The following is a 24,353-nucleotide window of genomic DNA, read 5'->3' on the forward strand; positions in this document are numbered from 1 at the left end:
TACTAATTTACGTATTTTAATGATACCCAGTTGTTTCGTTGAAACTTTTTTACATAAGTTAACCCTTTTTCAGTGCATGAAGCATCAATATAAGGGATGTCTTCTTCGTAGAAACCGCTAAATAGTATAGTCCCTTTTGGATTTAGGCTGTCTACGTAACTTTGCATGTCATTAAGTAAAATATTTCTGTTGATGTTGGCTATAATCAAATCGTATTTTTTGTCTTTTAGCAATGCAGCGTCTCCTTCGTAAACGGTAATATGCTTGCAATTATTGCGTTCAGCATTTTCGATGGAGTTTAAATAGCACCAGTTGTCAATATCAATTGCATCTATAGGCTGGGCACCTTTCATTTCGGCAAGTATTGCCAATATAGCTGTTCCACAACCCATATCTAATGTTTTCATTCCAGTAACATCCATTTCCAGCAAATGCTGAATCATCATATGCGTTGTTTCGTGATGCCCTGTCCCAAAACTCATTTTGGGTTCAATTACAATGTCATATACAGCATCAGTTTTCGGATGAAATGGAGCGCGTACGTGGCAATTTCCTTCTACGTCAATAGGTTCAAAGTTTTTTTCCCATTCTTCATTCCAGTTAACCTGCTCGATTTCTTCATAGCTATAATCGATCTTAAATTCCTCAGAATGTAATATCTGGATGTCTTCAAGAATCATTTCATCCCAAAGGTCTTTTTGTACAAAGGCAGAAATTCCTGTTTCGGTTTCAGTAAAGCTTTCAAAAGCTTTTTCTCCTAATTCTGCTATTAATATTTCAGACCCTAGTTCTTTTGGTTCAATGGTAAAATGATACCCAATGTAAATGTTTGACATGCTTAAATTTTTTGCAAAGGTAACAATAAAGCGCACATTCCTTTTTTGAATTTAAAAATATTTAACGAATTGAATTGACTCTGAAAAATGTCTTTGTTCTAATCAGTATTTTGTTTAATCTTCTTTAATAATATTTTGTAAATGAATTAGTTGTCTTCAGGATTTTGACAATAATATTGAAGTTTTGCTTTTTTTGATTGGATTATACGTTTTTTGTATGATAAAAAACATGATTTTTGTCATGTTTATTCAAATATAACTATCTGATTTTTAATTAATTAAGCGTTAAAATATCATGTTTTTGTTTTATATTTTTTTATCTTTGCTATACTGTTTAATTGAATTTGTAGCAGGACTATTTTTTAATAATCAAAATAATGAAATCTATTATGAAAAAAGTTTTTATTTATGCTGTAGCAATACTGTTTTTTAATTTTTTGGGACATGCACAGGATATAAAACAAGCAAAGGAGGCAATCGATGCCGAACAATATGAAAAAGCAAAAAATATTCTAGAAACCTTAACAGCTTTAAAGCCTACAGATGGCTATGCCAAATTCCTCTTGGGCAATGTTAGTCTGCTGACAGGGGATCAGGAAACTGCTAAAAAGCATTTTGATGCGGGAATTACTTTTCCATCCAAAGCAAACTTCAGCTATATCGGGCTGGGTAATATTGCATTAAATAAAAATGATAAAGCCGAAGCTGAAAAGAATTTTGCATTGGCAATTAAAAATACTGGCAAAAGAGATTTAGAAGAAAAAATATTCATTGGAAAGGCTTATACTTTTTCAGAAAATCCTGATTATCTGAAAGCGATTGAAATTTTAATGAAATCCAGAGAAATTGCTCCCGAAAATACGGATGTTCTTTTGGCTCTGGGTGATGCTTATAAAATGAATAAAAAACAAAATGAAGCCTATGAGTGCTATCGCGAAGCATTTCGATTGGATAATACCTTATTGAGAGCAAAAATGGGATTGGGTACTTTGATTAAGAATGCCCATAATTTTCCAAGTGCTATAACTTCGTTTGATGAAGTGATTGCTTTGAATCCAAACTATGGACCTGTTTATCGTGAACTTGCTGAAACTGAATACCTATGGGCTTTAAATGATGCCAGAAAATATGATGAGCATATCTCTAAAGGATTGGCCTTTTATGAAAAATATATGTCCTTGACAGATTATTCACTGGATTCCCGTATGCGCCATGCTGATTTCCTTATTCTTGCCACAGATTATAAGGCTCTTGAAAAAGAAGCGAATGAAATGAGCAAAATAGATAATGTCAATCCTAGGATTTATCGTTATTTAGGTTATTCAGCTTATTATAACAATAACTTTGAAACAGCTATAAGTTCGCTGGTTTCTTTTATTTCAAACCCTTCAAATCGAATTATTGCCAGAGATTATTTTTATATTGGCGCGGCAAAATTAAGCAAGGGGCTTAATGCCACTCCAATTGATAATGTTATAATCAATGAAGGAATTTCCGAATTTAAAAAATCTTTTGAGATGAGTCCTGCTGTTGCCAATGAGCTTCCAGAGCAGGCAAAAAAATTGTATGATAAAAAGTTATATGCCAGCGCAGCTTCTGTTTATGAAATAGCAATAGCCAACACAGAAACAAAAAGTTATCTGATGGATAATTTCTTTTTTGCATCGTCTGTGTATTGGGCATATTATAATTCTGAAAATATAAGTGCTCAGCAAATTGAGTTATTAAAAAAGGCAGATGCTTCATTAGATGTTATCATTCAGGCATCGCCATCAACTCAGGATGCTTATCTTTTTAAAGCCAGAATTCAGGTTCTGCTTAAAAATGATGTGCTTGTTGCCAAAAATTATGAGGATTTCATTGCTGCTGCCAAAAAGAAAAGTGCAGATGAGCTGAGCTCTAAAGGAATGAAATCAAAAATGATTGAGGCATATAATAATTTAGGGGTTATCTATGCAGCTGTTGATAAGGTGAAAGCTAAAGATACTTTTAATAAAACATTAGGGATTGATCCTGCCAATCAATATGCAGTGGATCAATTAAAATCTTTGCAGTAAAAGATATTTATATTTGATTATTAAAAGCCAGCGATGTTCTTATCGCTGGCTTTTTTGTAAAAGAGCTTTGTTTGAAATTATGTGCTGTTGAAAGAGTAAATACGACCTCGAATTAAGCTCTTTTAGTTGGGGTATTAAAAATAAATGCTACATAAAAAAAGAGGCTATTCATAATTGAAAATAGCCTCTTGCATTTTGAATCAATTTTAGAAAAATTGAAATTTGTTTTAGATTGAAGTTACAATTGTAATAAAATCTTTTGCATTAAGTGCAGCACCACCAATAAGGCCACCATCTACGTCTGGTTTAGAGAAGATTTCTTTGGCATTATCTGGTTTTACACTGCCTCCGTAAAGTATAGTTAAATCTTCAGCAATGTCGCTTCCAAAGGCTTTACGAACAGTTTCTCTGATGAATTCGTGCATTTCCTGTGCTTGTTCTGGTGAAGCAGTTTCTCCAGTTCCAATAGCCCAAACTGGCTCATAAGCTAATACGATTTTTTCCCAATCTTTGGCTTCAATATGGAATAAGCCATCTTTTAATTGATTTTCAACAATATTGAAATGATTTCCAGACTGGCGGTCTTTTAATTCTTCTCCAAAACAGAAAATCACTGTCAAATCGTGTTTTAAAGCTGTATTTACTTTGCTTGCTATAATTGCATCTGTTTCATGAAAAATAGCTCTGCGCTCAGAGTGGCCTAAAATTACGTTGTTAACACCAATGCTTTTGATCATATCTGCAGATATTTCGCCTGTAAAAGCACCACTTTCAGCCTGGTGTAAATTTTGTGCAGCAACTGCTATATTGGAGTGTGTTAAATTATCTACTGCCGAAGCTAAGTTTATAAACGTTGGGGCAACAATTACTTGTGCAGCAGTTTCAGCTGGAATCTGAGTTAATAACTCGTTTAATAATTCTTTTGTTTGCGCAGCATTTTTATGCATTTTCCAGTTTCCTGCAACAATCTTCTTTCTCATTTTTGTAGTATTTATAGTTTTTGTTTTATTAATTTCTTTACTAATTGGCTGTTACAAGTTTTTTAGTGTTTCATTAATTTTGGCAAAATCAGTTTCAATTGCGCGGTATACGACAATTTTTCCTGTTTTGTCTATAATAATGTATCTCGGAATCCAATCCAGGTCGATAGCAGATCCAAATGCGCCTTTCATGCCGTCATTTGCCATAAAATGCAATCCTTTGATCTGGTGTTTTTCAATGCCTTCTTTCCATTTGTCAGCAGTTTTATCCATTGAAATAAATACATAAGAAACCTCTGGATTGCTGGCTTGCAGTTCTTTCAGCTTTGGCATCGCTTTTACACAATCGCCACACCAGGAAGCCCAGACTTCTATGACTGTAATTTTGCCTTTCTGTTTTTTTAGAATATCATGAAATTTAATTTGCTGGCCTTTTGTGTCCAATAACGTTTCAGAAAGCGCCTTTTCAGAAAATTCCGCTTTTTGAGCTTGAGTACAAGAAAATGTTGCAAATGCAATAATTAATAGCGCAATTTTTTTCATTTAAATTAAGTTTTCACAAAGTTAACCAAAGTAATGAAAATTAGGCAGGCAGATTTTATAATTTTATAATAAAAAATAGTAATAACAGCTACAATATCGTTATAGTTAATATTTTTTTGGCTAAGTATTTTTTAATTTGGAATCGTAAATAAAAAAACCTTGCAGATTAATAAAATTCTGCAAGGCTGATTATTGTTTTGATAAAATATAACTTAGAAGGCTAAATCTTCGGTATCGTTATAATGTACTTTTTGTTTTACGGTTCCTTTTTCGAGAATGACAAAACTTGGATTGGCTCTTTCGATTGTTTTTAAAGGAATTGCATCACAGAAATAAAAATCAAAAGTAATTCCGTACTGTTTTTTGATTTTTGTAATTTCGTCAGGAGCTGAAGCAGTCATTCCAATTACTTTGTAACCTTTTGCAGCAGCTTTTTTATTAATTAGTTCAATTTTTGCCAGGCCATCAGCATTGGCAAGAGATAAATCATATGCAACAATCATTAATAATTTTGGTTCTTGGAGCAATTCTTCCTTATAATCAGATCCGTCTTTTTCCATTACAAAATCATGAATAGGAGGAACATATCCTTCGGTAATCACTTTATCCTTTCTATCTACAAAAACGGCACCCTCTGGAATATTGGCTAAATCTTTTTCTGCGAATTCTTTGTCAACACCATTTACTTTGTAAATAAAAATCATTTCTACTACCGATTTTGGTGCGTCTTCTGGAATTTCCATTCCTTTTTGAATGTTATTCCCAACTTTATAGGGTCTGAAATCTTTTAATGGCAAGTGATTAATTACCCAATAACCCATAAAGCAGCAAAGCAAAACGGCAATAAATACGATGCTGTTTTGAATTTTATTAGGGAAAAGAGGTTTTATTAATTTCATATTAATAAAAAGTATAAGTATGAAAACCAATAAAACAACATCTTTTGTAAAGGACTGCCAAGGCGTAAGGTGCAGCGCATCTCCAAAACAGCCACAATCTTTTACAACATTAAAATAAGCAGAATAAAAGGTTAAAAATGTAAACTTGATTATCAATAGCAGCAAAAGCCATATTGTTAATTTTGATTTAAATCCAATGAGCAGCATTACGCCTAAAACCACTTCCAGAATCACGATAAATAAGGCGATTGCTAAAGAAAAAGGCGCGAAAAAAGGCATATTAAAAACGGGTTCGCTGAAATATTCTGCTAGTTTATAAGAAAAACCAACGGGATCATTGAGTTTTATCAATCCTGAAATGATGAACAGGATTCCAACAAAGATTCGGGAGAATTGGGTTAAGATTTTTTTCATCTGGGGGGTGTTTTATCGTTTTGGAAACTAAAATGTATTGTAAAATTATTTTTTGTTCATCAAAATCAATGCAAAAACCGAATAGTTAATCATATCCTGATAATTGGCATCAATCCCTTCTGAAACTATTGTTTTTCCTTTATTGTCTTCTATTTGCTTAACCCGCAATAACTTTTGCAGAATCAAATCGGTTAGGGAACTGATACGCATTTCACGCCAGGCTTCTCCGTAATCATGGTTTTTGTTTTCCATCAATTCTTTGGTCAAGGCTATTTTGGAATCATATAATTGTGTCGCTTTCTGAGTGTCTAAATCAGGCTGTTCAACAACGCCTAATTCCAGTTGAATCAAGGCCATAATAGAATAATTAATAATCCCGATAAATTCTCCGCTTTCATCTTCATCTACTTTTCGAATTTCATTTTCCTGCAGGCTTCTGATTCTTTGTGCTTTTATAAAAATCTGATCGGTCAAGGAAGGAAGCCTCAAAATACGCCAGGCACTGCCGTAATCTTTCATTTTATTGATAAATAATGTGCGGCAAATCGAAATCACGCCGTCATATTCTTGTGAAGTTTTCTTCATTATTGGTGTATATTTGTATAAAATTGTGTCAAAAATAAGCATAAAGTTTTAAGTTGCAAAGTTACTGAGTTTCTAAGTTCTTAAGTAATTAGAATAGTTTGACTTGGATTTTTCATCAATAAACTTTTAAACTTAGCCACTTAGTAACTCTGTAATTTAAAAGAAATGAACTGCAAAGGACAACTGATTGATTTATCTGCTCCAAAAGTAATGGGGATTTTGAATATAACTCCAAACTCTTTTTATGACGGAGGCAAATATAAAAATGAAACTGAATTGCTGGAACGAGTAGGTAAAATGCTCAGTGAAGGTGCTTCTTTTATCGATGTAGGGGCTTATTCCAGCAAACCCAATGCAGAGTTTGTATCGGAAGAGGAAGAAATTTCGAGAATAGTTCCTGTTGTGAACCTGCTGCAGAAACATTTCCCCGATATTATATTATCCATAGATACTTTTCGGGCTGGAGTAGCAAAGGCCAGTATCGAAAATGGTGCAGCTATTATCAACGATATTTCTGCTGGAAAGCTGGATGATAAAATGTTGGAAACTATTGCAGAATTTCAGGTTCCTTATATTATGATGCACATGAAGGGAACTCCTCAAACCATGCAGGCCTTAACACAGTATGATGATATCGTTAAAGAAATGCTGTTCTATTTTTCGGAAAGGATTGCCAATGCTCGAAATTTTGGAATAAATGATATTATTATTGATCCAGGCTTTGGCTTTGCCAAAACATTAGAACAAAATTATGAAGTGATGAAAAAAATGGAATTATTTCAAATGCTGGAATTACCTTTGTTAATTGGAATCTCAAGAAAATCAATGATTTATAAAGCGCTAGATACAAATGCCGAAAATGCATTAAACGGGACTACTGTTTTAAATACGGTTGCCTTGTCCAAAGGTGCAAAAATATTGCGTGTTCATGATGTGAAAGAGGCTGTGGAATGTATTGGATTATTTAATTTGATAAACTAAAAAGATGAAACTTTTTACTGGAATTGTATTGTTACTATGTGTTGCTTGCGGAAATAAAGAAGATATTTTATTGCCAAAAGCTGATAAATCTATTGTAAAGGAAGTAGTTGATCTTTCTCCAATTTATATTTTTTTCAGAACCAAAGATAAAGATACTTTGGCAGAGGTAAATAGAAATAATAGTATCGGCACAACTAATTGGGTATTAAATATTGACAAGCGCATACCTTTGCGATTGGTAATCCCCGAAGTGATAAAACTGCAGGCAAAAAAGAGCGGAGATGGTACCCACAAGAATATAGCAGCTCAAAATTATTATTCGTATGCTGATTCTATTGGTAAAAATTTAGCTTTTCTGCCTTTTACGATGATACATTATAAAATAGAAAAACCAGCTTCTGGAGTTATTGTTTATTTTGATAAAAACAATACTATATTAGTAAATAACAAAGAGGCTGCTAAAGAAGATTTAGAAAAATATATTAAGCTGACTAGTGCAGGTGATACTGTTTTCTATTGTTTTGATAAGAATATGTCTTTTGATGCTTATATTAATTTAAAAATATTTTTAAGAGGCATTGAATGGAAATTTATATCAAATCAGGAATTCATCTACTAAATTTTACTGATGATGATAAGGCTCATTTCTCAAAATGGTAAAGCCTCTGTACAATTGTTCAATAAAAAATAAACGAACCATCTGATGGGAAAAAGTCATTAGCGACAGCGATATTTTGCCATTAGCTTTTGCATAAACAGTATCCGAAAAACCATAAGGCCCGCCAATCACAAAAACCAGTGTTTTTATTCCTGAATTCATTTTTTTCTGCAGTTCGGCTGAAAATGCTACGCTGGAAAAGGTTTTGCCGTTTTCATCCAGTAAAATAAGCTGGTCTGCGGGAGTTATTTTAGACAGTATAAGTTCGCCTTCTTTTTCTTTCTGCTGGCTTTCGGATAAGTTTTTGACGTTTTTGATATCGGGAATAATTTCTAAATCAAATTTTATATAGAAAGACAGTCTTTTGGTATAATCATCAATTAATGTCTGTAATGATTTATTATCGGTCTTGCCTATAGCTATTAGTCGGATGTTCATATTTGATATTTGAAAAGACGAAGTTACAAAAAAGCAATTTGTATTTGTAAGGACTATCTCTTTGCAGTTTGAACAAATTCTTTTTTTTATTAAAAAGTTGAGATACTGTTTGATTTGAATACTTTTTTAATTTCTGTAGCATATTTTTATAAAAAGCAAGCAAGATTTAATGTAAGAAAAATAACTTCTTTTTAAATTTTTAATGCGTATGTTTTAACTTTTATATCTTTTTTTGTATAATCTAGTAAGTCCATAGGATTATTATTGAATCGTCAATATTATGTATTTAAAATGGATAATTTCTATGGTTTTAGTCGGATATGAAATGGTTTTGATAATTATTTGCTAGAAAACGTAATAAGTTTCACTTTTGAATAATGTTTTTTAGCCACCAAACAGGTGAATATTATTGGCTGAAGACGCAGTTGAGAGGGGGGCAGTTACTTATGTTAAGATAGATTTTTATATTTTTGCCAAAAAAAAAATCAGTTTATGGATTTACAGATAGGTTTAATTATTGCAGGATTAGTAGTGGGTTTTATTGTAGGTATGACTGGAGTAGGAGGGGGATCTTTAATGACTCCGATTTTATTGTATTTTAACATACCGCCGTCTACAGCTGTTGGAACCGATTTATTATATGCTGCGATTACAAAATCTGGTGGGATTTTAGTTCACAATAAAAAAAAGAATATCAACTGGACTATTACAGGCTGGCTTTCTCTCGGGAGCGTGCCTGCGGCCTTAATAACCTTATGGATTCTGCATTCATTGCATGCTGATACTACTGCTTTAAACAATATGATAAAATATAGCTTGGGCTGGGCTTTGGTTTTTACTTCGGTCGCTATTTTGTTCAAAAAGAAGCTTTTGGTTTTATCTCAAAAACATGCCGGAGATAAATTTCATAGTGAAAGCAGAACGCAGAATTTATTGACTATTGCAATTGGTGTCTTATTGGGAGCAACGGTAACATTGACTTCAATTGGTGCAGGAGCATTAGGAACAGTTACATTGTTTTTCTTATACCCGCTTTTGCCAACACCTCGTTTGGTTGGAACCGAAATTGCCCACGCAGTGCCATTGACTCTTGTTGCAGGATTGGGACATGCCTCGATGGGTAATTTAGATTTGGAATTGCTTGGCCAGTTATTGATGGGATCCCTTCCAGGAATTTATCTGGGAAGTATGTTAAGCGGAAAAATGCCTGATTTATTACTGAGAAATGCTATTGCAATTATGCTGTTTTTCGTTGGATTTAAACTGATCAGCTAGTAATTTCTTAGAGTTTATATATTTTTTAGAGAGCAGTAACATCAGACTTTTTGTCTTGGTTACTGCTCACTTTTTTATAGTTGTTTTTTTAGACAGACACTGGTTTCTACATTTTCATATTGACCGAAATTAGGAATTATTTCATAACCCGATTTTTGGTATAATGCAATGGCTTTTGGATTGTTTGTTCCTGTTTCCAGAACACAGCAGGAATAATTATTTTCGCTTGCCCAAAGTTCCAGTTCTTTCAAAACTGCGCTGGCAATTCCTTTTCCCCGAAAATCAGGATGGACAAACATTCTTTTTATTTCAACAGTGTCAGTATCAAATTTCTTGAAAGCACCACAGCCAGCCACTTTGTTCCCCTCATAGCAGACCACGGCATTTTTGATATTATCCAGTTTATCGAACTGAGCATAAAAAGCATGATCTTCTCCGTCTAATTCAGCCAGAAACTGGTCAAGCAAAACGACTAGTTTTCGAAAGTCTTTGTTTTCGGCTGTTGTTCTCTGTATATCGGTCATTATTTCTTTTTTATATTGAAGTAAATTTATTATTCTTTTTATTTATTTCCAGCTTATTTAAAAATAATATAAAAATGGTTGTAAGATTTTCATCTTCTCTGCATCTAAATCTATAAGCAACAATAAATATTACAACAGTATGAAAAAGTTATCTCCTATTTTTGATTCCTTATCTTTTGGCCGTGTTATCGTCTTTGCCTTTTTAATTCTTGCGAATAGCTCTTTTGGACAAACCTCTGTGAATGTTTCAGCAATCAGTAAAAAAGGGAATCCTATTATTTTTCTTCCTCACATTGGCTGTTCCTCTGAAATGTGGGATGGTATTGTTACGAATTATGATAAAAAGTATGCATGTTATCTTGTAGATTTTGCAGGATTTAATGGTTTAAAACCTATTGATACTTTATATACAGATAATTATGTAAACGATTTGCGAATATTTATCAAAAAAGAAAAGCTGAAAAATATTACTTTAGTTGGTCAAAATTATGGTGCATTTATAGCTGTAAAATTAGCTTTGGATAAAAGCTTGGACATAAAAGCCATCATAGCTTCTGATTTTTATCCTAAACTGAGTATGGTGCTGGATCCCTCTATGACAGCTGAAAAGCTTGAAAAAATGCAAAACAGCATTCGTAAAGGCTTAATCGAAATGAATGCTGAAGCTTTTGCAGCAAGCCAGAAACAGACTGCCGAAATGATGAATTTTAACAGTACAGCAGATGTTGACCGTTTTGTTCAATGGCAGCAGAAATCGGACCGAAAAACATTGGCAGGAACACTTTGCGAACAACTGAGCGGGAATTTACTTCCTGAACTGAAAGATAATAAAATTCCAATGCTGGTTTTTACCACTTGGTATTTTGCAAAAAAATATAAAGATATGCCAATTTCGGAGGCAGATAAAAAATTAAAAGAAATGTATGCTGATACGCCAAATGTTACACACACAGTTACAGAAGAAGCAAAAGATTTTATGGCAAATGACCAGCCCGAATGGTTTATTAGTGAAATGGATAAATTCCTAAAACAGCATATTGTTGGAAAATAAAAAAAAAATATTCGACCAGCTTTTTACCGAATATCGAGACTGGATTTTCCGTTTGTGTTACAGCTATACCAGAAGCGAAACACAGGCAGAAGATTTGACGCAGGAATGTTTTTCTAAAGTTTGGATAAACCTCTCATCATTTCAGCATCGTTCGGATTACAGTACATGGATATACAGGATTGCTGCTAATACCTGCCTCATGCAGCTGCGAAAGGAAAAGAACAATCCCGTAAAATATCATGAAACAATAAAGGATAATTGTATTGAAGAAAAATATGATGATAATGAAGACCAATCGGCTGTTTTGTACAAAGCTATTGCCCAGCTAAATGAAATAGACCGTATTATTATTTCGATGGTACTAGAGGATGTTTCTCAAAAACAGATTGGCGAGGTATTAGGAATTACCGAAAATAATGTAAATGTAAAAGTGTTTCGAATCAAGAAACAGCTCAAAGAATTATTATCAAAAAACAACTGATATGGAAAAGGACTTTGAAGAACTAAAAACGCTGTTTCAGCAGAAAAAAGCTTCAGTAACCTTATCACAAAAGGTTGTTGGTCAAAAAGCGAAGGATGATATTGCATTGCTGAAAAAAAATCATCTTAAAACAATAATTACGTTCATAATAACTGCAGTAGCTATTGTTTACATTGATAGAATAAATGCTCAAAAACTGGACACTTCTGATTATGGTTTTTGGATTTTAATTGGCTGTTCATTGTACTATGCGTTGAGCAAAACATATCTGCTGTATCGGTTAAATAAAATAAAACCGACCCAAAGTGTTCTGCAAGCCATAGAACAGCTTGAAGGCTATAAAAAACTGAATATCTGGATGCACACTTACGGAGAGGTTTTGTATGTTCTGGTATTAGGTTTTGGCGTTTATTTGTATTTAAGACCAGTTCTGGATAAATTTCTGTTAGACAAAACAGGTCGCACTATCCTTTGTTTCTGGTGGGTTTGGGGGGCTTTTATTGTCTGGATGATAATTTACACTTTCGTTATCAAGCGTAGGCGGATGAAAAAAGATGTTAATATTCTGGAAAAATATATTCAGTCTATAAAATCTGAGATATAATTAAAATGTATTCTTTCTTCAAGAATTTAAATAAAAAAATAGCCTTATGAAAAAAATCGCAAAGCTGTGTATTTTGACCAGCTGCATATTTTTTGATTGTGCCGCAAATGCTCAAGTCAATTCAGAAGTCAAAATATTTGCACCCGAAATTATTTCCAACAATAAAGTCTTTGGATTAACCATTTCGCCAGATGGCAATCATGCTTATTTTGTAAATTCCTCTGGAGGAAGAAAAAAGCTCCAGATTATGCATAGTGAGAAGCTTAATGGAAAATGGCAGACACCAAAACCTGCTTTTTTTTCTGATCAGAAATTTAGAGAAATTGACCCAGTTATTTCTGCCGATGGAAGCAGTATTTTGTATAACAGCCGGAAAAGCTTCCATAAAAATGCCTCTGATGATAAGGATCTAGACATTTGGATGGTAAAACGAAGTAATGGAAAGTGGGGAAAACCTTTTCCCCTCACTGCAATAAACAGTGACGAAAATGAAACTTATGCAACTATGGCTGCCAATGGAAATATTTATTTTGGCTTGCGCAGTGAAAAAAAAGGATATGGAGGAAATGATATTTATGTTTCCCGGTTAATTAACGGAAAATATCAGGAACCAGTAAATGTGGGGTATCCAATCAATACAAAAAGTGATGAAGGCAACAGTTATATTGCTCCCGATGAAAGTTATATGATTTTTTCTTCAGATGGCAATACATCGGGTTTTGGGCAGGCTGATCTTTACATCAGTTTTAACTTGAATGGTACGTGGTCTGTCCCTGTGAATCTTGGTGCAGAAATCAATTCAGATCAAAACGATTTTTGTCCATTTATTTTTAATGATAATACGCTGATATTTGCCCGTTCGCAAAAAAATGGTGATAATTTGGTTGAGAATATTTATTCTGCTACAATAAACCTTCCATTTCTCAAAGCATTAGCATCAGTACAGCCAAAAGTTATTTTTGACAATGTATTTTCAGATGGTGATGTATATGGAATCACCTTTTCGCCCGATGGTAAATATGCATATACAACAAAAAGCAGTGCAGACAGGAGTGTCTGCGAAATTTATCGTCTGGATATTGGCTCGGATGGAAGTTTTAGCAATTCTTCAAAAATGAATATCTGGCAGATAACATCAAATGTTGCCAATCCTGTTATCAGCCACGATGGGACATTTGCACTGCTCCGTATTTCGGAAACAGGTAAAGATCCCGACTTGTATATATCCAAAAAAGATGTCCAGGGAAATTGGCAGAAACCTGTTCTTTTGCCTGAAAGCATAAACACCTCTATTGATCAGTATTATCCTGAGCTGACGGCTGATAATCACCTTTATTATTCCAGTAATGGTGATGTGTACTATGCAGAGTATAAAGATGGTCAATGGAAAAATCCAATAGCAGTATCAGAGCTTAATACCAGTAATTTTTCCGAAAGTAATGTAGCTGTCAGCCGGGACGGAAAATGGCTGGTTTTTCTCTCTAACCGTACAGGAGCTTATGGTGCTTATGATTTATTTCTTTCCCGAAAAACAGCAGAAGGCTGGTCAAAACCTATCAATCTAGGGCCAAAAATAAATACCAATGCGATGGAATACCAGCCTCGTTTTTCTTTGGATAATAAAACGCTGTATTTTACCCGATCGGTTTTTATAGATGGAAAAAGGCAAGGCAGAGATGAAGTACTGCAAGTTGAAGTAGAGGATGTCTTTTTAATGTGTTGATTTTTATATAGTTAAAATAGTTTTTTCTGCTTCATTTTATTACGAATTTAATTGCACATTATTTGAATTCAAATATGTATATATTTTAGTTACAAATTTTCAAACTTTTTTTCCGCCAGAAAAACAAGCAGATTCTGTCTGTTTTTGGGTATGCCAGACACTGGTAATTTCTGCCATAATCGATAAAGCAATTTCTTCCGGAGTCTTGCTTCCAATAGCCAATCCAGCTGGACCGTGAATTTTATCAAATATAAAATCATCAATAAATACATCATTATCAAGAATGGCGTTCAGCAACTTCTCCCTGCGATGTACAGGTCCAAGAAGACCTATATACCGAACATTTGAAGAAATTATGTTAAGCAAAAAATGTAAATCCTTGGAAAAATTATGACTCATCACGACAACTGCGGTGTTTTTGCAAAATAGGTTTTGATTCAAATCTTCCGGTTTCATCGTTAAAACCGATTTGGCAAACGGAAAATCGCTATTGTTTACAGCACTGTATTCCGAACCTATTATGATAACTTCCCATCCTAAGAAGGATGCCATTTGGCTTAGCTTTTCGGCATCGTGTTCTATCCCAAAAATGCACAATCGGTTTAGAGACTCAATTTTTTGTGTAAAAACCAGATTATCTGTCCCTTTCTCATAATTGGAATGATAAAAAGTAATGTCTTTAAACTCAAAAGAAGTTCCAAAATCAGGCTGGCTTATTTCTTCAGCCAGAAAAGAGCAGGACAATGAAAAAGGCTGTCTTTGCTCAATGGCCTGTTCAATTTGATGCAGGAGTTCGTTGTCAGGGTGAAATAATTCGATTAAAATATAAATGCTTCCTTCACAGCCCAATCTAAAACGCCCATCATATTTAAAAACTTTTGGACAATTTGAAGAAAATACACTTATTGATTGCCGTACAACTTCCTGTTCGACACAGCCTCCGCTTAATGCTCCGGTTATATTTTCATATTCATCAATAAGCATCTGCGTTCCCTCCTTTCGATAAGAAGAACCTTCCACATGAACAATCGTAGCCAGAACTGTTCGTATATTCTTTTGGCTGGCTCTTTTGTAAGACTCTATTATTTTCAAAAATTCGTGCGTCATGATGCTATGATTTAAGCTTTTCGGAAATGATTAATTATTCCCGAAAAGCGTTTTATAGTTTAACTGAATGTATTCCAAAATCTGACTGGATGAAGGCTTTGGATTACCGGTCATATCTTCCAGAATATCTGCTATCAGGTGATGCAGGTCGTTTACATGTAATTCACCCGCTTTCAAATTCCATTCCAATGGTTTTACCGTTGGAATATCTTCCTTTCGGGCACATTCTAATTCCAATAAGCATGAAAAATCAGGTGCCGATTTGTCTCTTTCGGTAAGGTAGCCTTCAAGGTTAAAACAATTTTGAACCGTTTTGATAATGGACGAATGATCAAATGGCGTGTAACCATCCGGTCTTGCGATAAGTCCTTTTTTGATGTATGGATTAATAACCACGCAAGGCACGCGCACACCAAATCGGTTGAAAAGAAATCCATCCTGACCCGCTCGTTCATCCGCATAAGGGTTCTTCGCGCCAGTAGGAGGAGGGACGTGATCGTAAGTACCGCCATGCTCATCATAAGTGATAATAAACATCGTACTGTCAAAAACCGGTGACGATTTGATCATATTGTATAGATCGGCAATGAGTTTTTCCCCCGCCCGAATATCCGTTGGCGGATGCTGATCGTTTTGTCCTTCCCCGCCATAGTTTGGTTCTAAGAACGAGTAACTCGGCAGATTACCCTGTTTGCATTTTGCTTCAAAATCGGATAATGTTCCAAAATTGTTGTTGTATTTTGAATCATGTAATTGCGTCATGATAAGCCTTGTGAGCGAAAAATGATTGTCTCCAAACTCTCCGTCTTTATCTTTAGAGTTATTAGAGAAATCATTGTTGCCAAAAATTCCCCAGCTCAAATCGTTTCTTCCTCCATCAATAGCTTCTTGTATCTGGTTAAAAATTGTTTTTGCATCGCATTGAGCAACTGGATTGTTATTGACGTGTCCTGTCGAAGTCGCTGCGTGTACAAAGTCACGATTAGGAATGGTTTGACTTGGAACGGAGCAATGATAATGATCGCAGACAGCAAAACTTTTGGCCAACTCGCTTAGTACAGGAGTCTGCTCGGGCGTATAACATTTCATTATATCACGAGGATTGGTTGGATCATCACCAAAACTGAAAGCACCATACAGCATCGCATTTTGGTAATTTTGGACAAAACCCATATTAATCGCCGGCGGTGCATATTGCTGTGCTACATTGTATTTTGAAAACAATTGATGGTTGGTGTCCTTAAAACCTTCTCCCGGATCTGGGTTTGGAAGGGTAAAATCGGCAGGATTTGGAATAAGTTCACCTCTGCGTTTTTTGGGCTGACCATTTTTTTCAACCATTACTTTTTCGATGAAAGGAATTCCATCAGAATCTATATTATTAAGAGGATTCCACAAATCTTTTGTCAGTCCTTCAAATTGTTGGTTATGAGGTGGTTTTTCGTCACTGTATAGCCAACCTAACAGATTGTCGAAAGATCTGTTTTCCAGCATTAGCACCACGATATGCTTGATTGTATTTTGTAGTTTCTCTTTGTTTGGAGGTAGATATTGGTTCATTTTACTGAATTGATTTACGTTGGTTTTGGTAATAGGGCTGGTTCACTGTGTCGCTTTGATTAAGTCCTGTGCGTCAACTCTTGAATGTCCAGGAGGTGCCACAATAAGGTCGGTTTTTGACAAAGCAGCCCATAAAGTATTGTCCTGAAATGCAATAGTACCGCCTCCGCGTTTTTCCTGAGAAACCATACGGTTGATATCTCCCACGCAAACCCAGTCAGAGTCAACACTAACAGCCCATTTGGCATGGTCGTGTGTTTCCGGCCAGTTCCATGGCACTCCAATCGGACTTAGGTCAATATACTTAACATCGAATGTTTTGTGAATACCGTCACTGTCTAATGTCGGAGGGATTTTACCTCTGATCCAGGTTTCGACATCAATGTCTGTTCCAAGCGCTGGGCCGACTAAATCATTCCAGAAATCTTTATTCCATTTTTGATTCTTAGCGATAACCTTAAAATCAAATCCTCCTCTGGATTTATAAGCCAATACATCTGAATCTCCAGCGGGATTTGGATTTAGGGGCTGACTAAGAATATACAGCGGATCGTTTTTATCTAATGATTCTGGAAGCTGTGGTAAATACACCTGTGGTACCTGGTGGTCTGCCATTTGAGCAGCAATTTTGCCAGCTGTTTCAATATCTAAAGAAATACAGAGAAAAGTCTGCCCGTATTCTGGTGTCGGCATTGATGTCGCTTTGGCGTCTGCATATTTTGGCCAGGAATGAAGAAGCCATAAAGCTGTTTTTGTATCGGTATCAAAAGCCAAAATACCTTTGGTATGTCCAAATGTACTGCTGTCCGTTCTATTGGCATCGGTAGGCATTTCGTCATTGTAAAGAATCCATCCGGTAGTTGGTGATGAGTTGTCGAAGACCGCTTTTAGTGTAAGATCCAGTGCTCCTTTTCCGTCTGTAAGCAGGTTAGGTGACTGCACAACCTTTTTTATATTAGGGTCATAATAAATATATTCATAACCTGTAGCGGTAGGTTCGTCTGCGGTTTTACCCAGTTTTGGAACTTTATAGGCAAACCACCAGTCAACAGGACAGCCGCTTTCATCTAATGCAGAAATTGTATTAGCCATTTAATATTTTTTAAAGTTTTTAATAGACTGAGTATAGTGAGACCGATTCAAATCTTTGAAGACTTGAACCGGTATCTGACTATGAATTAATAATGCCTGCTGTGAATTATTTGTTAGGAGCTATATCGCCGCGTCGGATAGGAACTTGAACTGCTTTGTACTGGGAAGCAAAACTTCCTTTCTCTGCAGCTTCTTTAGCAGTGAAGAAATTTTCCAAAGCAATAGCAACCTGAAAAGAGAAATCTGTTGAATATACAGTCTGATTCATAGAAGTACCGCAGTCAATATTTTGGAACCATTTCATCCATTCATGTCCGCCGCCGCCTACTGGTGGAGCCTGCCCGCCATCTGGTGCTGCATTAGGCGGAACCAAAGATGTTACCTGCGGATATTGGGCAGCATTGTGGCATGACATACAGGAAACCGTATTTAAATCGGCAGGACCGTCTAATCTTCCGTTCCATCCAAGGTGCTGTGGCGGAAGGTTTGGACTTTCGAAAATTACTGTTTCTTTCAGGTCTTTGTTAACCTCTGTTTTAATTGGCGGATATGGTGATGTTTTGTTGATTTTGTTTTCAGGATCATTACCCCAAGTCAGTCCAACTGGTACAAGATTCATTAATTTGTTTTTCTTGTTCAGTTTTCCGTTATAACAGAAAGTTCCAAATACCCAGCCTGTTCCTTCAGGATTGGCAGCGCTTCTGTCAGCTCTTGGGTCACGAACAGAAATATCCATTTGTAAAAGGTGTACATCAGAAACAACTCTTGTGTTGGATTTCCAGAAATTTTCAGTGATATACGCTTTCCATGTCAATGGATTTACAAGATAATCTACGAAATCTGTTCCTTTTGGCGCATCTGTAAATAATAATTTTACGAAAACAGTTCCTGTTGGGAATCCGCCGTTATCATAACGTTTATCCAATACTTTAAGATTAGGGTGCTGCGGATCTTTCCACATTTTACCCATTGCATATGCTGCTTTATCATTAATTAAAGTAATGGCATATACAGAATAATCACCGTCAATACCTTTAAGTCCAGGTCCCAATTGGTAAGGTCCCAGCGGTGCTTCCTTAATAAGACCGTGAAAACCTTCAGTACCTCCGTTTGGAGGATAAGCTCCTTCTCCTTCAACACTTGGATGCAGCCATGGAATATGATACCAGTCGCGGATTTTATTTTCGTAAGGATTCCAGTCTTCTGTGTTTCCTTCAAATCCATAATCACGAACGGCCTCAATATATTTCAAAGGCTCTTTTTTGAAATCGATGTCAAGAAATTTAGGCATTTCTTCAGGCATTTCTGTTGGAAAGTCTGTTTTTAAGCGAAATATGGGCTGGTCAGCATATTTGTCTCTGTATTCCTGTGGGCTTACCATATAGCCAAAATCAGGAAATCCATTTTCTTCATAGTTCTGTTTCTCTAGCGCGGTGAGTGCAGCAATGTTTTTTTCGATAACCGGAGTTTCTTCTTTTTTATGGCACGAAGCAAGTAAAATAGAACCAGCGATAATAATAGGTTTTAATTGTTTCATTGGTAGGTAATTTGGTTAATATGTTAATGTTTGTTTTATATACTGTTTTGTTATTCTCCAAGATCTTTTTCAGTAATCTCACAGGCTCTGCGTACTTCCTGAACGGTTGCAGGCGCATCTAAACGGAAAAGAGGTGATAAGCTGCGATCTGTTCTTGAGGCACGTATTGCATCTTTTATGGCGAAGAAAACGCTGTTGGCAAGTACCAGCGGAGGTTCACCAACTTCTTTTGCAGAGAATATCTGATTAGGATCATCAGGAATGCTTTTTACAGATTCTTCATCTCTAGGGAATAGGAATGTGTTCATTTCTAGCGGAATAGTTGTAACGGCAGGAATTTTGTAGCGCCAAGTGTTGGTTGAATTTAATCTTCCTTTATTTGCTCCTTCTGTTTCTGATACTAATTTTTCAGTCAGAAGATATCCGATACCCTGAACAAAAGCTCCTTCAACTTGTCCTATATCGATAGCAGGATTCATGCTCCATCCCATGTCATAGATAATGTCGGAGCTGATAATCTTGACTTCTCCGGTAAGAATATCAACTTCGGTAACGGAACATGCTGCCGAATAAGTAAAGCCGACAAATGAATCAACACCGCCTCCAAGCTTGGCATCTTTAACACGGTCTACACCCGGAATATTTGGCTGATCGGCTTCGGTTTTGAAAGTCATGGCCGGTATCTGAATTTCACCGCCTTTTATTTTGGTATTAAAAGAAGCAATAAGATTTACCCTTTGTGAAGCTGCTAAATTGATGAGGTGCTGCCAAATCATTAATTCATTTCCTTCACTGATTTTGATTTTTTTGGCCCAGCCTTTATTTTCTCCTGCACCATAGTTCCAAAAGTCAATATTCTTGCTTTTACACCAGTCTTCACCGTTTTCTTTTAGCATTTGGTATCCAAATTCCATAAGTCGGGCGCGCATTTCTTCGCAGGTCTGTTTTACGGCTTCACAGGAATAAGGTGTTCCGGTAGAACCTCCTGTACTTGTTGGGTTTGGAGTAACGCTCGTATTTACATTATCAATGAATATCATTTCCATTGGTATTCCCAAAACATAAGCAGCGACCTGCTGTGCCTGAGTAACTAAGCCTTGTCCAATTTCAACACCGCCCTGATGAATGACAACAGTTCCGTCACTAGGATTTATTACCACGATAGCAGCAGATTGTTCCAATGCAAGCAGATTGTAGCCGGAGCCATATTTTACAGGTATCATAGAAATACCTCTTTTATGCCATTTGTTTTCCTTGTTAAATTTTTGGACTTCCAGATATTTGGCTTCAAAATTGGAAACCTTTTTTGCATAAGCCCATACCTGTTTCATATAGCAGTAAGTAAGTGCCTGTCCGAATGGAGTAACATCACCGCGGTCGTAAAGATTTTTTTCGCGTAAATCTTCTGGTCTCATGCCCAATGAGACAGCAGCGTCATCAATGGCATTTTCAACAATATTTTTGCCCTGTACATCGCCAAAGGCACGCATGGCTGTACTTGGAGCAGTATTGGTTCGGCACACATCGATCTGGCTTTCGAAGTTTTTGATTTTGTAGGCATTATCAGTCCGCAGCTGAATACAGTTGGATACGATAAAAGAACAGTCATAGAAAGCACCGCCGTCTCCCCACATTTTTAATTGGAATCCTTGAATAATTCCTTTATTATTTTCGTTATGCAGACCGGTATCAACAGCAATCTGATATTCACCATAATAGGCATGACGTTTTCCTATCATTGCAGTATCTTCATCGCGGGGAACCGCAAGGCGGACAGGTCTTTTAGTTGCCTTTGCTGCAACTGCTGTTGGTCCGGCAATAAAGCGGGTCTGTTCTGTTTTTCCTCCAAAACCTCCTCCTACAGGGGGTACCTCAACTTCAATTTGATGATGATACATTCCCAGTGCAGAAGCAACTGTATCATGCATTCCTCCAGGACTCTGTACAGATGGCTGTACTTTCATACGATGTTCATCCATAGGTGTTACAATACAGGCCTGTGGTTCCATATAAAAATGTGCCTGTCCGCCACAAAGCTGAGAAGAGCTCACTACAGTACAAGGCACGCTGTCAACAGTGACTTCCTGAGTATTTATTTTTTGATCACGCAAAAGAACTTTAGGAGCAATGGAATCATCATTTGTGACCCAGTCAAATTGACTTCCAGGACGTGTTATTTTCCAAATATGAGAAGCGAAAGAAGCAGAAACTGGTGCATCAGGAAAAATGCTTCCTTTTTTAATAGCGTCAAATAAGTCTATAATAGGCTCACTCCATTGATGCGTCCAAGGGCTTCCGGGTTTAGAATACTGAACACATTCTGAAGATACGAAAGCAGCAATCTTAATTGCCTCCTGCTCAGTTGGAGCAAGAATCATTGCAATAGACTGCCCTACATAACTAACCAGCTGTTCTGCAAAAAGAGGCTGGTCACTACCCATTCCCTGATAGTTACGTCCTCCGTTTTTAATATTTTCGGCAGTAATAATATCAGTAAAGGCTGGGAATTTGTCTTTTAGGACTGCCCGCAATTCTGGAATTGTAATTGTATTTTTTTTGTCTGGATTTACAAAAGAGTAATTCATCAGTGCACTCTGGCTTTGTACAAATGCGCCGTTTAAAGTCAGTGGCGGTACTGCCAATTCATGAGTGTAATTAGTCTGTCCCGATGTCTGGTACATCGCTGTAACTTTGATATAAGGCTGTGCTACCGGGGCTTTATAATCCTGTGTTTTGTAAGTCTGGATTCCATCGCTTACCGGCCAGCTGCCCCATTTTACTTCTGCAGCCGAAATCAGGTTTTCAGGTACGGGAGCTCCTTTTACAACCAAGGCGTTTACTATGGCTTTGTAGAAAAATGAAACTGTTAATTGTGTGCGGTATTCCAAAGTAAAATCTTCGTTTGGAACTTCTTCCATTCTTTTTTTCTGAGCATCAAGTTCTTCAGTAACTTCTTTGGCTAATATTTTTGAAAGTTTTTCAGCATCTGCCAGGCTTAATTTTTTGTCCTTCATTGCCTTCTCGGTTTCAGCTGCTCTCCATGGATAAGGTGCAATTCCGCCAAATGCCAGAATAGCTGATTTTACCACGCAGTCGTCATTAATACTGAAATTAATAGCTGAATTCACAATACTATGGGCATTCACTTCACGAAGAGCTACTTTTTGGGCAAGCACGACATCATTTGTATCTTTCAATGGAATTGTATAGGAAACAAGTACAATCTCATCGGCTAATTTTGGATCTTTTATGACAGCTTCAACAAGCGCTTCGGCAGTTTTTGTATGTTCTTTGAAATTACCATTTTTATCCAATAATAAATAGCTGATTTTTGTTTCTACAGCAAACAGAGCAGTAAAGAGATCTGACGGAAATGGTTCTCCGGTATGAATTGGAATATGTTTAAGTACCAGCATTGTGTTACCGCCAATTGTTGCCGCATTACGAACAATTCGTCCAGCTGTACGGCGGGCCATGTAGTCTAATGATTCTAAAATAGATATATCGGATATAGCTGTTTTTCTATTAATCTGTTTTAATTTATCAATGCCCTTAGACAGAATTTCGATTAGTTCACTGTAAGTTGTGCTGGCAGCTATTTTGAGATAGTTATCTGTTAATTCATAGTCAGTATTCAGTTCTGGTATAAATCGGATATCAGCATATAAAGTGGTGTCTAAATACTCGTTTTTATAAATTCCATACGAGGTGTTAGCATGTACGAGCCTTACATTTTTCTTGTTTTTGAAAATATGTGCAAGTTCTGACAGTGATTTTGGAGTCAGCCAGCGGTCTGTAGAAACTCCTGTTGCCGGCTGCTGTGCTGCATTAGGAAAAGGAATCTCAACATTAGCAGGAAGCTGGGCTTTAGTAACAGGATCGAGTTTACAGGGCATTCTGTTTTTTTCGTCAGTGGCACTCCAATCCGAAGCAAAAGTTTTCATACCGGTAAGGATAGAGCGGTAACCAGTACAGCGGCATAAATTACCGTCAAACGCATCTTCAATTTCTTTTTTGGTTGCATCAGGTTTATTATGTATGAATTCAGACATATTCATTACAAATCCTACGCTGCAGTACCCGCATTGGCTTCCGTTGTTTAAAGCCAATTGATATGCCACTGGATTCATACCTAAATGTGATTGTTCCGAAGGATATTCCGAAACTTCTTCTATAATCTTTATCTCGGCTGAACTTATACCATTGTGAAGACTTTGAGAGATTTTTTCCTGAACAGCAATCAGTTTTTGACCTGCTTCTTTCATTGCAGTACCCAATACTGGAGAATCGTCTTCATCAATAGGAACATTTGCCCGTGTTGAACTTGATTTTTGCAATAGAAATTTTGGATCAGGTTTACGTGCGGCACCGGTTCCTTCAATTGTAGTAACTGAAAGTCCGCCTATGGCACATACAGGTCTAAGGCAGGAGTTTATAGCTAAATGTTTAGGTGTTTTTTCTTTATCATCCCATTCAGATACTATTACAGTACAGCCGCCACAGCCTCCCTGACCGCATGGTTTTTTTGGACCGGAAAGACTTACTTCAGGAGATCGCAGATAATCAATTAAAAGTAAATCTGGCGATGGGTTTTCAATGGTAACCGGTTTGCCGTTTAGAAAGAAGTTAACTGAATTTTTCATAGTTAGTATTTGAGGTTTTTGCTGGCTTTAAATCTTTTTTGATATTAATCGGGACATTTTGTATGAATTTATTTGATGTTTTTGCTAATCAAAGATGATAAATTGATGAATTGATTTGTAAAAAAATAGTATTAACCCTAATTATTTGGTCATAAAGAGGGAAATTAAGGTTATAAGTATGGAATTAGCTTTTTTTTTAGAAAAACTCTGAATTTTAGATTTTACCCTCAAGAAAGAACAATAGGAATATCAGTGAGTACCCATTGGCTTTCCGCTACCAAAGGATTTACACTGTAATCCTATTGTGTAGACTGGAATACGCTGTGTGTTTACATAAGAACAACAGGTGATACTGATTGAACAGT

At 36.2% G+C, this 24,353-nt stretch carries 20 protein-coding genes; 8 read left to right on the forward strand and 12 right to left on the reverse strand.

The window, feature by feature from the left end:
• Positions 1–2 precede the first annotated feature (2 nt).
• Positions 3–836, reverse strand: a complete 834-nt coding sequence (gene prmA / locus ABEG11_RS05740; protein ID WP_348823233.1) for a 50S ribosomal protein L11 methyltransferase — start codon at positions 834–836, stop codon at positions 3–5.
• A 389-nt stretch (positions 837–1,225) separates the two neighbouring features.
• Here prmA and ABEG11_RS05745 point away from each other — a divergent pair, with 389 nt between their 5' ends.
• A complete protein-coding gene (locus ABEG11_RS05745; RefSeq protein WP_348823234.1) occupies positions 1,226–2,893 on the forward strand; it encodes a tetratricopeptide repeat protein in 1,668 nt (555 codons plus the stop codon).
• A 227-nt stretch (positions 2,894–3,120) separates the two neighbouring features.
• On the opposite strand, the gene tpiA is transcribed toward ABEG11_RS05745, so the two are convergent.
• From tpiA to ABEG11_RS05765, 4 genes are all read right to left on the reverse strand, one after another.
• Positions 3,121–3,873 (reverse strand): triose-phosphate isomerase, encoded by a 753-nt coding sequence (gene tpiA, locus ABEG11_RS05750; RefSeq protein WP_348823235.1) that lies wholly within the window; start codon positions 3,871–3,873, stop codon positions 3,121–3,123.
• Between the two features lie 51 nt (positions 3,874–3,924).
• Entirely contained in the window at positions 3,925–4,416 is a 492-nt protein-coding gene (locus ABEG11_RS05755) for a TlpA family protein disulfide reductase (RefSeq protein ID WP_348823236.1), read from the reverse strand.
• Between the two features lie 212 nt (positions 4,417–4,628).
• The gene (locus ABEG11_RS05760) at positions 4,629–5,729 is read right to left on the reverse strand and encodes a BT_3928 family protein (RefSeq protein ID WP_348823237.1); all 1,101 of its coding nucleotides are present in this window, start codon (positions 5,727–5,729) and stop codon (positions 4,629–4,631) included.
• A 45-nt stretch (positions 5,730–5,774) separates the two neighbouring features.
• Complete coding sequence (locus ABEG11_RS05765) at positions 5,775–6,314, reverse strand: DUF1599 domain-containing protein (protein ID WP_348823238.1); 540 nt, start codon at positions 6,312–6,314, stop codon at positions 5,775–5,777.
• Between the two features lie 165 nt (positions 6,315–6,479).
• Between ABEG11_RS05765 and folP the strand changes: the two genes are divergently transcribed.
• Together folP and ABEG11_RS05775 are read left to right on the forward strand one after the other, a co-directional pair.
• Positions 6,480–7,295: a dihydropteroate synthase gene (gene folP, locus ABEG11_RS05770; RefSeq protein ID WP_348823239.1), complete on the forward strand. Its 816-nt coding sequence runs from the start codon at positions 6,480–6,482 to the stop codon at positions 7,293–7,295.
• A 4-nt stretch (positions 7,296–7,299) separates the two neighbouring features.
• On the forward strand, positions 7,300–7,914 hold the full coding sequence (locus ABEG11_RS05775; protein WP_348823240.1) for a hypothetical protein: 615 nt from the start codon (positions 7,300–7,302) through the stop codon (positions 7,912–7,914).
• A 3-nt stretch (positions 7,915–7,917) separates the two neighbouring features.
• Here the strand turns inward: ABEG11_RS05775 and rlmH are convergent, their stop codons facing one another.
• The gene (rlmH, locus tag ABEG11_RS05780; protein ID WP_348823241.1) at positions 7,918–8,391 is read right to left on the reverse strand and encodes a 23S rRNA (pseudouridine(1915)-N(3))-methyltransferase RlmH; all 474 of its coding nucleotides are present in this window, start codon (positions 8,389–8,391) and stop codon (positions 7,918–7,920) included.
• Between the two features lie 492 nt (positions 8,392–8,883).
• On the opposite strand from rlmH, the gene ABEG11_RS05785 reads away from it, so the two are divergent.
• Positions 8,884–9,666: a sulfite exporter TauE/SafE family protein gene (locus ABEG11_RS05785; RefSeq protein ID WP_348823242.1), complete on the forward strand. Its 783-nt coding sequence runs from the start codon at positions 8,884–8,886 to the stop codon at positions 9,664–9,666.
• 74 nt (positions 9,667–9,740) lie between these two features.
• Here the strand turns inward: ABEG11_RS05785 and ABEG11_RS05790 are convergent, their stop codons facing one another.
• Positions 9,741–10,190, reverse strand: coding sequence for a GNAT family N-acetyltransferase (locus ABEG11_RS05790; protein WP_348823243.1), 450 nt, complete (start codon positions 10,188–10,190; stop codon positions 9,741–9,743).
• Positions 10,191–10,329: 139 nt separating this feature from the next.
• Here ABEG11_RS05790 and ABEG11_RS05795 point away from each other — a divergent pair, with 139 nt between their 5' ends.
• Genes ABEG11_RS05795 through ABEG11_RS05810 form a run of 4 tightly spaced genes read left to right on the forward strand, consistent with a single transcriptional unit; the run spans position 10,330 to position 14,049 of the window.
• Positions 10,330–11,241: an alpha/beta fold hydrolase gene (locus ABEG11_RS05795; protein WP_348823244.1), complete on the forward strand. Its 912-nt coding sequence runs from the start codon at positions 10,330–10,332 to the stop codon at positions 11,239–11,241.
• A complete protein-coding gene (locus tag ABEG11_RS05800; RefSeq protein ID WP_348823245.1) occupies positions 11,231–11,722 on the forward strand; it encodes an RNA polymerase sigma factor in 492 nt (163 codons plus the stop codon). The genes ABEG11_RS05795 and ABEG11_RS05800 overlap by 11 nt, the downstream gene beginning before the upstream one ends.
• 1 nt (position 11,723) lies before the next feature.
• Positions 11,724–12,326: a hypothetical protein gene (locus tag ABEG11_RS05805; protein WP_348823246.1), complete on the forward strand. Its 603-nt coding sequence runs from the start codon at positions 11,724–11,726 to the stop codon at positions 12,324–12,326.
• A 46-nt stretch (positions 12,327–12,372) separates the two neighbouring features.
• Complete coding sequence (locus tag ABEG11_RS05810) at positions 12,373–14,049, forward strand: TolB family protein (protein ID WP_348823247.1); 1,677 nt, start codon at positions 12,373–12,375, stop codon at positions 14,047–14,049.
• Positions 14,050–14,148: 99 nt separating this feature from the next.
• Here the strand turns inward: ABEG11_RS05810 and ABEG11_RS05815 are convergent, their stop codons facing one another.
• The 5 genes from ABEG11_RS05815 to ABEG11_RS05835 form a co-directional block, all read right to left on the reverse strand.
• On the reverse strand, positions 14,149–15,156 hold the full coding sequence (locus ABEG11_RS05815) for an XdhC family protein (RefSeq protein WP_348823248.1): 1,008 nt from the start codon (positions 15,154–15,156) through the stop codon (positions 14,149–14,151).
• Positions 15,157–15,186: 30 nt separating this feature from the next.
• Positions 15,187–16,716, reverse strand: a complete 1,530-nt coding sequence (locus ABEG11_RS05820; RefSeq protein WP_348823249.1) for an alkaline phosphatase family protein — start codon at positions 16,714–16,716, stop codon at positions 15,187–15,189.
• 42 nt (positions 16,717–16,758) lie between these two features.
• Complete coding sequence (locus ABEG11_RS05825) at positions 16,759–17,808, reverse strand: deoxyribonuclease II family protein (protein ID WP_348823250.1); 1,050 nt, start codon at positions 17,806–17,808, stop codon at positions 16,759–16,761.
• Between the two features lie 106 nt (positions 17,809–17,914).
• The gene (locus tag ABEG11_RS05830) at positions 17,915–19,345 is read right to left on the reverse strand and encodes a hypothetical protein (protein ID WP_348823251.1); all 1,431 of its coding nucleotides are present in this window, start codon (positions 19,343–19,345) and stop codon (positions 17,915–17,917) included.
• A gap of 50 nt (positions 19,346–19,395) precedes the next feature.
• On the reverse strand, positions 19,396–23,988 hold the full coding sequence (locus ABEG11_RS05835; RefSeq protein WP_348823252.1) for a molybdopterin cofactor-binding domain-containing protein: 4,593 nt from the start codon (positions 23,986–23,988) through the stop codon (positions 19,396–19,398).
• Between the last annotated feature and the right edge of the window lie 365 nt (positions 23,989–24,353).

Origin of the sequence: Flavobacterium aestuarii (assembly GCF_040049115.1) — a bacterium.
Classification (GTDB): Bacteria; Bacteroidota; Bacteroidia; order Flavobacteriales; family Flavobacteriaceae; genus Flavobacterium; species Flavobacterium aestuarii.